Source organism: Aquimarina sp. AU119 (assembly GCF_900312735.1).
GTDB lineage: Bacteria > Bacteroidota > Bacteroidia > Flavobacteriales > Flavobacteriaceae > Aquimarina > Aquimarina algiphila.
Genome location: NZ_OMPF01000013.1, coordinates 311,852 through 325,978, shown reverse-complemented (window position 1 = coordinate 325,978; position 14,127 = coordinate 311,852). Strand labels below are relative to the sequence as shown.

The 14,127-nt window shown below is 35.3% G+C and carries 13 protein-coding genes and 1 tRNA gene; 10 read left to right on the top strand and 4 right to left on the bottom strand.

Going from position 1 to position 14,127, the window contains the following annotated elements:
• Window positions 1-31 precede the first annotated feature (31 nt).
• The 4 genes from DK442_RS09955 to DK442_RS09940 all read right to left on the bottom strand — a co-directional run bounded on the left by DK442_RS09955 (window position 32) and on the right by DK442_RS09940 (window position 7,300).
• Entirely contained in the window at window positions 32-4,486 is a 4,455-nt protein-coding gene (locus DK442_RS09955; RefSeq protein WP_109435711.1) for an Ig-like domain-containing protein, read from the bottom strand.
• A gap of 88 nt (window positions 4,487-4,574) precedes the next feature.
• Window positions 4,575-5,735, bottom strand: a complete 1,161-nt coding sequence (locus tag DK442_RS09950; protein ID WP_109435710.1) for an ABC transporter substrate-binding protein — start codon at window positions 5,733-5,735, stop codon at window positions 4,575-4,577.
• A 115-nt stretch (window positions 5,736-5,850) separates the two neighbouring features.
• On the bottom strand, window positions 5,851-6,444 hold the full coding sequence (locus DK442_RS09945; protein WP_109435709.1) for a phage tail protein: 594 nt from the start codon (window positions 6,442-6,444) through the stop codon (window positions 5,851-5,853).
• 418 nt (window positions 6,445-6,862) lie between these two features.
• A complete protein-coding gene (locus tag DK442_RS09940; RefSeq protein ID WP_109435708.1) occupies window positions 6,863-7,300 on the bottom strand; it encodes a retropepsin-like aspartic protease in 438 nt (145 codons plus the stop codon).
• A 358-nt stretch (window positions 7,301-7,658) separates the two neighbouring features.
• Between DK442_RS09940 and DK442_RS09935 the strand changes: the two genes are divergently transcribed.
• The 10 genes from DK442_RS09935 (at window position 7,659) to DK442_RS09890 (ending at window position 14,090) form a co-directional block, all read left to right on the top strand.
• Complete coding sequence (locus DK442_RS09935) at window positions 7,659-7,940, top strand: hypothetical protein (protein ID WP_109435918.1); 282 nt, start codon at window positions 7,659-7,661, stop codon at window positions 7,938-7,940.
• Between the two features lie 82 nt (window positions 7,941-8,022).
• Window positions 8,023-8,811, top strand: coding sequence for a TatD family hydrolase (locus tag DK442_RS09930; protein ID WP_109435707.1), 789 nt, complete (start codon window positions 8,023-8,025; stop codon window positions 8,809-8,811).
• A 40-nt stretch (window positions 8,812-8,851) separates the two neighbouring features.
• The gene (locus DK442_RS09925) at window positions 8,852-9,886 is read left to right on the top strand and encodes an asparaginase (RefSeq protein ID WP_109435706.1); all 1,035 of its coding nucleotides are present in this window, start codon (window positions 8,852-8,854) and stop codon (window positions 9,884-9,886) included.
• Window positions 9,887-9,953: 67 nt separating this feature from the next.
• Window positions 9,954-10,041: transfer RNA gene (locus DK442_RS09920), tRNA-Ser, on the top strand.
• 82 nt (window positions 10,042-10,123) lie between these two features.
• The gene (locus DK442_RS09915; protein ID WP_109435705.1) at window positions 10,124-10,927 is read left to right on the top strand and encodes a MotA/TolQ/ExbB proton channel family protein; all 804 of its coding nucleotides are present in this window, start codon (window positions 10,124-10,126) and stop codon (window positions 10,925-10,927) included.
• Window positions 10,928-11,053: 126 nt separating this feature from the next.
• Window positions 11,054-11,527 (top strand): hypothetical protein, encoded by a 474-nt coding sequence (locus DK442_RS09910; RefSeq protein WP_109435704.1) that lies wholly within the window; start codon window positions 11,054-11,056, stop codon window positions 11,525-11,527.
• Window positions 11,528-11,529: 2 nt separating this feature from the next.
• On the top strand, window positions 11,530-12,138 hold the full coding sequence (locus DK442_RS09905) for a biopolymer transporter ExbD (RefSeq protein WP_109435703.1): 609 nt from the start codon (window positions 11,530-11,532) through the stop codon (window positions 12,136-12,138).
• Window positions 12,139-12,160: 22 nt separating this feature from the next.
• Window positions 12,161-12,643 (top strand): biopolymer transporter ExbD, encoded by a 483-nt coding sequence (locus tag DK442_RS09900; RefSeq protein ID WP_109435702.1) that lies wholly within the window; start codon window positions 12,161-12,163, stop codon window positions 12,641-12,643.
• Between the two features lie 339 nt (window positions 12,644-12,982).
• Window positions 12,983-13,591, top strand: a complete 609-nt coding sequence (locus tag DK442_RS09895; RefSeq protein ID WP_109435701.1) for a biopolymer transporter ExbD — start codon at window positions 12,983-12,985, stop codon at window positions 13,589-13,591.
• 19 nt (window positions 13,592-13,610) lie between these two features.
• Window positions 13,611-14,090, top strand: coding sequence for a biopolymer transporter ExbD (locus tag DK442_RS09890; protein WP_109435700.1), 480 nt, complete (start codon window positions 13,611-13,613; stop codon window positions 14,088-14,090).
• Window positions 14,091-14,127: the final 37 nt, after the last annotated feature.

Sequence of the window (14,127 nt, the reverse complement as noted above, 5' to 3'; positions counted from 1 at the left end):
AAGCTGGAACTTTTTCCAAGCCTAAATAGAGTTAGTAATTGATGTATATCCAACCAGTGAATGGAGCTACTTCTGCTGTACCTGTTTCAATAATATAATAATATGAACCTGCAGGAAGTCTTCCGTTTCCAAATGATGAACTAACTTTGGCTTCCCCGTTCCAATCGTTTTGATAATCTACTGCTTCAAAAATTCGATTTCCAGACCTATTAAAAAGTTGAATTTTATGACTTGGGAAATTTTCTAATCCCTCGATGACCCAAGTATCATTTATTCCATCACCATTAGGTGAAAACCCATTGTTAAAAGTTAAGGTAGTTGCTGGTGGGGCCAAGGTATTGATGCTAAAAATTACTGAGTCTGTAGTCCCTATGCCAGAATTTCCAGCTATATCTGTAAACCCTGTGTTATCAATAGTAATGATATTGGTGTCATCTTGAATATCTTGAGTTGGAGTGAAAATTGCGGTAAAAGTAATGTCACCATCAAAAGAGCTTACATCAGTAAGAACTCCATTTTGTATTGTTAAGTCTGTATTATCAAAGCCTGTTACTGCCTCAGAAAAAGTAATGGTTACAGTAGCAGTCTCACCTGTCATTAATTGATTGTCGTCAATTTCTACTGTTACTGTAGGTTGTATTAGATCAATACTAAAGTTAAGAGAATCTGTTGTTCCTGTTCCGGTATTACCAGCACTATCAGTTACTCCGGTATTATCGAGAACAATGATGTTAGTATCATCTTCAATATCGCTTGTGGGGGTATAGGTTGCTGTAAATGTAATATTTCCATCAGAAGAGGTTACTGTAGTAAGTGTTCCATTAGGTACAGCTAAATCTGTATTGTCGAACCCTGTCACAGCCTCAGAAAAGGTGATGGTAATTATAGCGGTTTCGCCTATGGTTAGTGCGGTATCACTTATGACGATACTAGCTGCTGGAGGTAAAGCATTTTTGTTTACAGTATCCATAGTTTCCAGACCTTCATTTCCTGCAGGGTCTGTGAGTGTAACTAATAGAGTAACTGTACCATCGCTTAATCCGCTTAGATCTATACCGGTGATTTGATCAGTGGTTGTAACAATAGTCCCAGACCCAGTAATTGTTCCTGCTCCACCAGAGCTACTAAAGGTGTAGTTGTATGTTGCCCCTACTTCTGCAGAAGAGAATGTGTAACTCACTGCATTGGTATTTCCAGAATTGATAGGACTTTGGTCAATTACTACAGTATATCCTGTTGGTGCTTGAGTATCTTTAGTTTCTGTGTCAGTTGCAGCACTACCGGTATTACCATTTACATCGGTTAGTGTTACGCTTAATGTTATTGTTCCGTTTGTTAAACCGCTTAGGTTAATTCCTGATATTGTTGCTGTTGCACTTGCTACGGTTCCTGAACCTGTTACTGTTCCTGCTCCCCCAGAACTACTAAAGGTATAGTTGTAGGTTGCGCCTACTTCTGCAGCAGAGAATGTATAACTCACAGCATTAGTATTTCCGGCGTTGATTGGACTTTGATCAATTGCTACACTATATCCAGATGGTGGTTGGGCTTCTTTGGTTTCTGTATCGGTTGCAGCACTACCAGTATTTCCATTTACATCGGTTAGTGTTACACTTAGTGTTATTGTTCCGTCTGCTAAGCCGCTTAGGTTAATTCCTGATATTGTTGCTGCTGCACTTGCCACGGTTCCTGAACCTGTTACTGTTCCTGCTCCACCAGAACTGCTAAAGGTGTAGTTGTATGTTGCGCCTACTTCTGCAGCAGAAAATGTATAACTCACTGCATTGGTATTTCCGGCATTGATTGGACTTTGATCGATTGCTACACTATATCCTGTTGGAGCTACGGTTTCTTTAGTTTCTGTATCAGTTGCAGCACTACCGGTATTACCATTTACATCGGTTAGTGTTACACTTAATGTTATTGTTCCGTCTGTTAAGCCGCTTAGGTTAATTCCTGATATTGTTGCTGTTGCATTTGCCACGGTTCCTGAACCTGTTACTGTTCCTGCTCCACCAGAGCTACTAAAGGTGTAGTTGTATGTTGCCCCTACTTCTGCAGCAGAGAATGTGTAACTCACTGCATTGGTATTTCCAGAATTGATAGGACTTTGATCGATTGCTACACTATATCCCGTTGGAGCTACAGTTTCTTTAGTTTCTGTGTCAGTTGCAGCACTACCAGTATTTCCATTTACATCGGTTAGTGTTACACTTAATGTTATTGTTCCGTCTGCTAAACCACTTAGGTTAATTCCTGATATTGTTGCTGTTGCACTTGCCACGGTTCCTGATCCTGTTACTGTTCCTGCTCCCCCAGAACTACTAAAGGTGTAGTTGTATGTTGCTCCTACTTCTGCAGCAGAGAATGTGTAACTCACGGCATTGGTATTTCCGGCATTGATTGGACTTTGATCGATTGCTACACTATATCCCGTTGGAGCTACAGTTTCTTTAGTTTCTGTATCAGTTGCAGCACTACCAGTATTTCCATTTACATCGGTTAGTGTTACACTTAATGTTATTGTTCCGTCTGTTAAGCCGCTTAGGTTAATTCCTGATATTGTTGCTGTTGCACTTGCTACGGTCCCTGAACCTGTTACTGTTCCTGCTCCCCCAGAACTACTAAAGGTATAGTTGTATGTTGCCCCTACTTCTGCAGCAGAGAATGTGTAACTCACTGCATTGGTGTTTCCGGCATTGATTGGACTTTGATCGATTGCTACGCTATATCCTGTTGGTGCAACTCCATCAAAAGAAATCTCTGTGGCGTCTGCTGCAGCTACGGTAGCAGGATCATTAGTGTCAAATGTTGTGAAGTTAGTTCCACTTATAGTTCCTTGCAAGCTTATCGTTGCTGGGCTTGCTACGGGAGTTTCTACGATAACGTCAAATGTTATGGTTACTGATGATCCATCTGTAATAGTGCCTATGTTTATTGCGGTAGAAGTATCTCCTGCTGTATTTCCTGTAGTCACAGTGCCTTGCGTGGTGGTGACAGACCCAACTACCAATGTAGTTAACGCATCTGTAGAAATCGTATAGTTGACTCCAGTTGCATCTGCATCACTATTTGTAATAGTTGTGGTATATCTTAGTGTCTCTCCTGGATTTACTAATCCATTAGATATGTTATCAATTAGTAAAGCATCTGTGAGGGTAGCTGTAAGATTTGGGGTAGGAGTAGGTGAAGAAGCTTCGCCATAAATAGCTTTTCCTACACTACCATTAGATTCATCTTGATAGATATAGATATGTTTCCCATTATCAAGTTGGACAACTTCCATAGCTTGAATGTCGCTATTGCCGCTATGTATAGTTGCTTGAGCACTTAATGTAATATCTGTTCCTATAACTTCACCTTCCTTAGCATATGTTGGATCAGTACCGCTTGTAGGAGTATACATAGCTATAAATTTATCAGAAGAGGAAGGAGCTAATCGTACTCCTCCCACGGTTGTGACTAATTGCTGGCGTGTTCCATATCCTGTTATTGTTGTCCCACTAACGGATCCTACCTGTACATAACCATTTCCATCATCGTCGTCGTCATAAGAAACTACAAACTTATTGGATGAAATAGCTACTACATCAACTTGTCTACAATTAGTTTCGAAAATGTTTGCACTACCTAAAATAATGGTTGATCCACTGACCGACCCTATAACGGCTCCTCCTTCAGAACCAGCAGTAGTTGCCTGATAAACAACTACAAAAGTGCTAGGAGACAATACATCCAGACCGGTCCAGATCGTTGCGTCTGTTAAAAAAGTTGCTGCTGTTCCAAAGGATAGCGTTGCTCCACTTACTGTAATTATTTTTGCTTTTCCGCGATTACTATCCTCGACATCTCGATAGACTACTATATGACTGCTTGAAGATAAAGCCTCCATCTCTATTGCATCAACATCTCCGGGTGCAAAATCAAATGAGCTACCAAAAGAAATAGTATTACCAGATACCGTGCCTATTCTCATTTCTCCTACATCAGCAACTCCGCGTTCATCTTCAAAAGCAACGATAAATTGTGTGGCACTTATAGCAGAAATAGCAGTATGTGTAGCGCCTACGGTACTAGCAAATTGTGTTCTGTTCCCAAAGCTGATCGCATTTCCAGAAAGTGTTCCTACAATGGCTTCTCCAGGCGTGCCAGAAGCAGAAGATCTATACGCTATTACAAATTGAGTGGTGCTTAGTGCTACTGCAGAGGGTTCTAAAAAAAAATCTGTTCCTGTAAATGTAGTTGCTGTACCTGGAGTACTAGGAGTTGTCGGTGCATAGTAACTTAGCTCGTTTATTTTTTTTGTGATAGTATATGCATCTATTGGGTCAGCTCCAAAATCTAATGTTGAGAAAAAATCAGAAACAAAAGCTGTAGTGTGATTCGTCTCTTTTATAGATAATGTATTTTTTTTACTATGCGCATAAGCTATAGCTACATTAAAGAAGCTAAAGGATATGAAGCATAAAAGTATTATTCTTTTCATTAGGTAAAGGTTTTAATGGCGATATGTATAGACTATGTTATTAGTTTGTGTTGGATAAATTTCATAGTGTTATAACATTGTTTTAATTCTAAATGCATAAATATGGATTTACCCATCCAGAATCTATCTCTTCCTGAAGAAGAGTTGTTGTTACATTGCTGTTCATTTTTTTTCCAATAGCGATGACGGTATTATAAATTCCTGAGCTATCTGTTCTTGTTTTTACAATATCAATATCTGGTGTTAAGAACCCTCTTTTGGAACAGAAGTTTTTGACACCCCTAGGCCCTTCAATATTTGTGTTTTGTAATTTTTCCTTTACAATATCCCAATGTCGTTTTTTTAGAGGATGTAATAATTCTCTAAACATAAGTCCCGCTTCATATCCTTGTAGTGCATAAAGATTAGGAGATTGACCAGAGTTTTGTTTGAATTTTTTTACGAATTGTTTATTTATTTTATATTCTATATCCGGGTTCCATAACATGGCTCCATATAGATTTAATCCTAAATGTTTTACATCATCTAACATATCGGGATACAACATGTTTTCAGCAACAAGTAGTGGGATATCTTTTGTCCATGATTTTGATTTCCATAGGTTAAGAAATTCATTGCCTTGAGGGCCAACAAAGAGTGCGTGTACGTATGCTGGTGCTTCTTTTCTTATCTTTTCTAAGATATCTTCAATATTAAGATGATGAGGATTGTTGTTGTCATAAGGAATAACAGCTTGTAAAATAGTGTTACCTCCAGCATCCCGAACACCTGCTTGAAAAGAGGTGTGTAGTTGGTATCCCGAATTGTATATAGGTGTGATTATAAATCCAGGTGCTTTATATTCTTTTTGAGCCCAATAGCCTAATGCATATTGACTTTGATATAATTGGTGAGAGTTAAAAAATATGTTCGGACTATGATAGTCAAAAGTAGGCAACATTTCTCCCATGTCAAAAAAGAAACCTATAGCGTTTTTTCTGCTATCAATAAGCGGAATTAGGTCGGGAAGAGATCGATAGCTAATCATTCCTGAAATGATATCAACATTACTAAAGTTGAGTAGTTTCTTGGTGGCCTCTACTACAGAAGGTATTCCTCCCGAACCTGCAAATTCAGGTATTAATTCTATATCTGCTCTTCTTCCTGGTTTTTGACCAAGACCAAGATAGAACCCTGTAGCAAGATGAGGAAAGAAATTGGGATAAATGCTAGAGTATGGAGTTAGAAAACCAATTTTGATAGGATTCATAATTTTTTAAGATAAAAAGTATGTTGTTTGATTATTTTTTCAAACAACACACTAGGTGACATGCAATACAAGTTCTTATCTGAAATGGAATAGACCTTGCTTTTCATACGAATGCTTAGCTTCTAGAAGGAAAAAGGCCTTGAATACAAATACAAGGATTCAATGTTAGATATGGCATTCTGTTTTCGTGATATTGACTTCCTCCCGTATTTAGAGTCGTTGCATTTCCAGTAATTGCACCTATAGCACCTGCTATGGGTATATCTGGAGTTGTTGAATTATATCCCGAAATTTCAGCTAAATTACTAGCATCATAAGGAGCGGCTATTGATACGCCACTAGTAGGGGTATGTGTATCTGCCTGACCACTATTTACACTCATTTGTACAGCAATATTCAGATCAGAAGTATCGATAATATGATTATGTGATGGTATTTGTAATATATTTAAGGTTACTACTTCTTGACCACCTTTTGATCCTAATCGATAATCAGATAAGCCAGGTCCATTGCCAAAACCAATAGGCGCTCGCCCTCTTAAATCAGGTAAGGCAAAAGTTGTTCTGCCATCCCCACCATAAGTTGTTCCTATAAGTGAAAATAATGCGGTGTTGCTGGATATGGGGAGTAGTGCACCAGCACAAAAAGCCCAAGCTCTAGGCGCAAAATTGCACGCCCAATACACGATCTGAGAAAGATAAAATTCCATAATTTTAATTGTTTTAATTAATAATTCATTAGAATATGATACGATTGTATTCTTTTAACTTCGGTTTATTGTTCTATAAAACGTGACAAAAGTTAACAAAGAATAAATTTGAGGTATCATGTATGTCTTGACAGATGTGCTGGTAATAAGTAATATTAAAACTTCAATTTAGATCTCTGGGGTAAGTTGATTTTCTAATGGTGCTTCTGTAAGTAAACTTAATGATGAAATACGTTAAGAAATATTTCATCATATTTCATTATATAAATGAATTGCTTATTATCATTAGAAATAACAAGATCTGATTTATTAAATTTAAGTAATATTTGTTTAAAACCCGAAATCTCAGAGTTTTTTGCAACTATATTTTTTGAAGAGGAAAATTTGATAAAATATATTACATGATAATGTTAGTTTTTTACTTTAAATACATGCAAGTTCTTTCGTAATCAATAATAGCTTTACCTCTTTTTAGAATATCTGCTCCGATAATACCGTCTACCGGTTCTGCATGATGTGCTATAAGTGCAGCATTGACATGGTTAAGATCAAAGAGAACAAGAGATACTCTTTTTTTGGACCAACTTCCTATTTGTATTGAGTTTTTTTGAGAAAGTTGAGTGAGCATGTCTGTAGCTCCAGCTCCAGCTGCTCTTACATCGCTGTCTTGAGCAAAAAGATTAAATTTCTCGACAGCTTCAAATCCAACACAAGAATTAGAGGCTCCTGTATCTACTATGAAATTTCCTTCAATACCATTTAGGATCGCTTTAACTTCAAAATGATTTGTTTTTGTAAAAACAAGTTTGATTCGTTGATATGCTTTTTGTGTTAAAAATTTTCGGAGTGTACTCATGTTTTGTTTTGAAGAAACTTGCCGTAAAAATAGTATAATTAATAGAAATAAGGTTAACTCTGGAAATGGCTGGTTTAGAATTTATGTAGATTCTTGTACTATAGATAATAGAGAGATTATTTTAGGCTTAAAATAAATGCTAAAGTTGTGAAGTGATTTTATTTAGATTAAAGTTTTGCCAGTTTGAGATAAGGTTTTCTGGTTTTTGTTTCTTTACTAGGTGTTGTGTTTTTGTTGAAATATCATAAAGTTTGTTAATTATATGGTGTTTTGGGACTGGTAACGTGCTGAAGTGTAATTTTTATTGAGAAAATGCTACTAAACTTTTAGAATAATTTAAAGAGCACATGTCATGAGAATGCATAATAAAATACAAGCTATAGAAAAAGAGCAAATACAATTTTTACATTTCCCGCATGAAGAAGTATTAAAGGGTAAAAGAGAAAAACAAGATCGACGTTATAAATTGAAAAGAGCAATGAGTCTAGGTAATCTAGAACACCAAAAAGTAAAAATCATTTTTGCAGATGACCAAGGTTCTAAAGCAGTAGAAACTACTGTATGGGGAATAACTGAAAAATCGGTTATCCTTAAACAATCTACAGTTATTCCTTTAGAGCGTATTATTAGTGTGAACTAAGAAATATTCATAGGTTAGATATTAGCAATTAATATTCTAAAAAGAATAATTAATGCGCATAAAATTTAATTATTTTTGCCGCATGATAGTAACCGATACCCATACGCATATTTATAGCGAAGCCTTTGATGAAGATCAAGATGAAATGATGCAACGAGCCATAAGAAATGGAGTGACTCGTTTCTTTGTGCCAGCTATTGATTCTACATATACCAAAGCAATGTATGCTGTCGAAGAGAAATATCCAGAATATGTTTTTCTAATGACAGGTTTACATCCTACTCATGTAAAAGAGAGTTACAAAGAAGAGCTTGCACATGTTGAGAAAGAGCTTGAAAGCCGTTTGAGTAATAAAGAAGGTAAAAAGTTTTATGCAATAGGGGAGATAGGAATAGATTTGTATTGGGATAAAAGCTTTTTAACTGAGCAACAAGAGGTCTTCAGATATCAAATCCAATTAGCAAAAAAGCATAAGTTACCCATCGTTATACATTGCAGAGAAGCATTTGAAGAAGTTTTTGAAGTACTAGAGTTAGAAAAATCGGATGATCTATTTGGGATTTTTCATTGTTTTACAGGAACTTTAGAAGATGCTCGTCGTGCTATTGAGTATAATATGAAATTAGGCATAGGAGGCGTGGTCACTTTTAAAAATGGTAAAATTGATACATTTTTAAATCAGATCTCTTTGGATCATATCGTATTAGAAACTGATGCACCATATTTGGCGCCTACTCCTTATAGAGGTAAACGAAATGAGAGTTCCTATATAATTAATGTCCTCGAAAAACTCCAGAGTATATATGAGAAGCCTGTCATAGAAATAGCAGAGATTACTACCAAAAATTCTAAAGATGTATTTGGAGTTTAGATAAATTTAAATATCATCAAAAATTTTGTTCATTTGCTATATGAATACGTCACCGAATATATTACTTATTTATACCGGAGGAACTATCGGAATGATAAAGGACTTCGAGACAGGGGCTTTAATTGCTTTTGATTTTGATGAATTGTTGTTAAACATCCCTGAGCTTAAGCAATTGGATTGTAATATAGATACCGTTAGTTTTTCTACTCCTATTGACTCATCTGATATGAATGTTGATAGATGGAAAGAACTTGGAGATGTCATTAATGAGAATTATGAAAACTATGATGGATTTGTAGTGCTTCATGGTAGTGATACCATGTCGTACACAGCTTCTGCTATTAGTTTTATGTTTGAAAACCTTACAAAACCAATTATTTTTACAGGTTCTCAATTGCCTATTGGAGATTTAAGAACAGATGCTAAAGAGAACCTGATCACAGCGGTTCAGATTTCTGCATTACAGAAAAAAGGAAAACCTGTGATAACAGAAGTAGGACTTTATTTCGAATATAAATTACTTAGAGCTAATAGAACTACAAAGATAAATGCAGAGCATTTTGAAGCTTTTCAATCTATGAACTATCCCGCGTTGGTAGAATCTGGTGTTCATCTTAAAGTCAATACTACTTTTTTAAGAACGGTAAACAGACGAAAAAAAATGGTGTATCACACTCATTTTGATAATGATATTCTAATTCTAAAAATGTTTCCAGGAATTAATGAACGAATTCTTGAAGATATTTTTTCTTCAGAAACCATAAAAGGGATAATTATAGAGACGTATGGAGCAGGAAATACAACTACAAAAAAGTGGTTTATACATCTTATTTCTGCAACAATTAAAAGAGGTGTTCCGATAGTTAATGTTACTCAATGTGCAGGAGGAAGTGTTGAAATGGGGAAATATGATACCAGTGTTGCGCTTAAAAAAGCCGGAGTAATATCAGGAAAAGACATTACTACAGAGGCTGCAGTAGCAAAATTAATGTATTTGTTAGGAGAAAAATTACCACTTAAAGTGCTCAAAACCATTTATGAAACCTCGCTACGAGGTGAAATGTCTGAAAATTAACGCCTCAAATTTTAGTAGTTAACATTTTTTTTGTTATTTGCCGATCCCTAATTTTAGGGGAAACCAGAGAGAGGTGGCCGAGTGGTCGAAGGCGCACGCCTGGAAAGTGTGTATACGTCAAAAGCGTATCGAGGGTTCGAATCCCTTCCTCTCTGCAATATATTTAATTTTTTGATAGATTTTATATTATTTTTATATCTTTAACCCTTTAACTAATTAAAATTAAGAATAAGCGCAATGAAAAGATTATTTTCTATTCTGGCAATCGCAGCAGTTATGACTTTTGGAAACTTACAAGCTTCTACTGCACCAGCCCAGTTATTAACGGCAAATGTGCAATTATTAATTGCTCCTCTTACTACGACAACAATTCAAGAAGCACCTGAATCTGCTGATGCTGAAGAATTATCCTTCCATCAAGAGCTTAAAAAGCGTTTTATAGAAGGTGGACCAGGATTTATGGGTATCGTACTTCTATGTTTGATCTTAGGTCTTGCGATAGCAATTGAAAGAATTATCTTTTTAAATCTTTCTACAACGAATACTAAGAAATTACAACAAAATGTAGAAGATGCATTACATAGTGGTGGTGTTGAAGCAGCAAAAGAAGTTTGTAGAAATACAAAAGGACCTGTTGCATCGATTTACTATCAAGGTCTTGATAGAGCAGACGAAAGTATTGATGCTGCAGAGAAAGCAGTTGTTGCTTATGGTGGTGTTCAAATGGGACAATTAGAGAAAAACGTATCTTGGGTATCATTATTTATCGCTCTTGCTCCGATGCTTGGGTTTATGGGAACGGTAATTGGTATGATCCAAGCCTTTGATAAGATTGAAGCAGCTGGTGATATGCAGCCTTCTCTTGTAGCAGGTGGTATTAAAGTAGCACTTCTTACAACAGTATTTGGTCTTATTGTGGCAATTATTCTTCAGATATTTTATAACTACATCGTAGCTAAGATTGATAGAATAGTAAATGATATGGAAGATGCTTCGATTACTTTAATCGATATGCTAGTAGCTTACAAAAACAAGAAATAATAAGATAATAGAAATAGGAGTGTAAAACTTCTATGTATAAGGATTGATTTTATACATCTATTTATATATTATTATTGTTTAACGGAATACTAATGATATGTATTCTAAATTTAAAAAAACAGACACATGAAAATTTCTAAAATATTATCATATGTTGTGCTAGGAGTAGGAGTCTTAGGGATAATCCTTTGGTATCTTATGAGTAGTTCAATAGGCACCTTAATGGACGAAAATGGTGTTTCTGAAGCTAGAGAACTTCCTTTAGAAATAGCAGCACCTTCGGTAACTCCATTATATATGCTTACTTTGGTGGTTTTTGTTATCACTATTATAGCTACTTTAATTGCTGTGTTTTCGACTATGGCCAAAAATCCATCAAGTCTTAAAAATACTGCAATAGGAATTGTCGCTTTTGTTGTCATTGCAATAATTGGTTTTGTATTGGCTGATGGCGTTGAAACCCCGCTAAAAGATGGAGAAATACTTTCTGCAAGTGGATCTAAGTGGGTAGGAACCGGATTGTATACATTTTATTTCTTGGCTGCGATTGCAGTTGGATTAATGTTTCTTTCGGGTGTTAAAAAATTAATAGGTAAATAATTATGGCAAGAAGAGCAGCACCAGAGGTAAATGCAGGATCTATGGCAGATATTGCATTCTTACTTCTTATATTCTTCCTGGTTACTACAACTATCGAAACTGATAGTGGTATTAGCCGTAAACTTCCGCCTCCACAAGAGGATAATGTGGAGCCACCAATTCTAAAGGAAAAAAATATTTTTGTTGTAGAATTGAATAAGAATAATGACTTATTGGTTGAGGAGGCTCCTATGGAGTTGAAGGATCTTAGAGAAGCAGCAATTGCATTTTTGGATAATGGTGGAGGAAAAGGAGCCGATGGATGTACATTCTGTCAAGGAGCTAAAAATCCATCATCGTCAGATAATCCAACAAAAGCAGTAATTTCATTGCGTAATAATAGAGAAACTAACTATGCCACATATATTGCAGTTCAAAATGAATTGGTAGCGGCATATACAACGTTACGTAATAGAGAAGCTCAACGTCTTTTTGGTAAATCTTTTGTTCAAATGGAAAAAGATGTAAAAGATGTTAATTATACTGGAAGTAAAGAAACGTTAAAGGAAGATATCAAGAAGATACAATTTATGTTTCCTGAAAAACTTTCAGAAGCGGAACCAAAAAAATAATATAACGTAAAACAAAATTCTTATGTCTAAGTTTAAAAAGAAAAGCGGCGGTGAATTACCTGCAATTTCTACGGCTTCGTTACCAGATATTGTATTTATGTTATTATTTTTCTTTATGGTTGCAACGGTAATGCGTCAAAATACATTGATGATAGAAAATAGATTACCTGTTGCAGATCAAATTGAAAAATTAGATAAAAAAGATTTGGTAATGTATATTTATGCTGGAAAGCCTAGTTCGAGATATGCTGCAAGTGCAGGTACTCAGGCAAGAATTCAGCTTAATGATAAATTTGCTGAAGTAGCTGATATAAAAGCATTTATTTTGGCAGAAAGAGCATCAAAAAGAGAGGAATTAGTTCCCTTTTTAACAACAGCTTTAAAAGTTGACGGTGAGACCAATATGGGACTTGTTGGAGATATCAAAAGCGAATTAAGAGATGTTCAGGCACTTAAGATTAACTACACTACCAGAACTGGTGAAGCAACGGATAATCTAAGGTAAAAGCGCTATAGAAAATATTCTAATTAGATAAAAAAATCCTGCCTTTTGGCGGGATTTTTTAGTTTATAAGCTTTTCTTAATATTTGTCCTTTAAAAATATATAAATCCATATTTCTTTTTTTTAGTCTTACCAAAATGTTGGCATGACAATTGATCCAAATTTTGTGATAACTGTGATTTAATTTTTATAAAAATCGATATCTAACCTTCCAAAAGTGATATTGAATATTTAGATAAAAGAGTTGCAGCTCGATTACATTTTTCTTCTATATACTTCTTGTCGCTTATAATCACCGTTTGCTGATTTTGTAAGTAATTATTAATTAAATATTTTTTATTATGGCAAGAAGATTAGCACCTAGTGTTAATGCGGGATCTATGGCAGATATCGCATTTTTATTACTCATCTTTTTTTTGGTTTCTACCACTATAGAAACAGATTATGGAATAATGAGAAAATTACCTCCTTTGATCGAAGATTCTCCAGAAGTTGTAATCAAAAAAAAGAATCTTTTTCAAGTTGAATTAAATCAACTTAATCAACTATCAGTAGAAGGTAATTTGATGGAAATTCAAGACCTTAAGAAGGCAGCGATTGCATTTTTGGATAATGGAGGTGGGTCAGGTGACCTAGCATGTGACTATTGTAAAGGGGATAAGGATATAGAATCTTCTGATCACCCAAGTAAAGCAATTATATCTCTTATTAATAGCCGTGAAACTAATTATGAGACTTATATAGCGGTACAAAATGAATTAGTATCCGCCTATACAGAATTACGTAATCGAGAAGCAGAGCGATTGTATGGTGTTTCATTTATAGAGATGGAAGAAAATTTAAAAGATGGACGTTATGTTGGGAATAAGGAAGAATTAAGGGATCGGGTTAAAAAGATTCAATCGATGTTTCCAGAGAAACTTTCTGAAGCAGAACCAAGAAATCAGTAATAACCTAATTTTTATAGTTATGTCTAAATTTAAAAATAAGAAAAACACTCAATTACCAGAAATTTCAACAGCTTCATTACCAGATATCGTTTTTATGCTACTCTTTTTCTTTATGGTAGCAACGGTAATGCGCAATGACACTTTAATGATACAAAATATGTTACCCTACGCAGATCAAGTTGAAAAATTGGATACTAAGCTCATTATGAATATTTATGCAGGGAAGCCTAGTTCAAGATATAGAGATGTGGGGTCTGAGGCAAGAATTCAGCTTAATGACAAGTTTGCCGACATAAAGGATATAAAAGCTTTTATCTTGGCTGAAAGAGCACTTAAAAGACCAGGAGAGGTTCCTTTTCTTATCACCTCCTTAAAAGTGGATAAAGAAACAAAGATGGGACTCGTTGGGGATATAAAAAAGGAATTAAGAGAAGTGCAGGCGCTTAAGATTAATTATACTACCAATAGAGGAGAAGCTAAAGATAATTTTAATCGATAAAACAAGAAGTGTATTCAATTTAAAATAAAACCCTGTC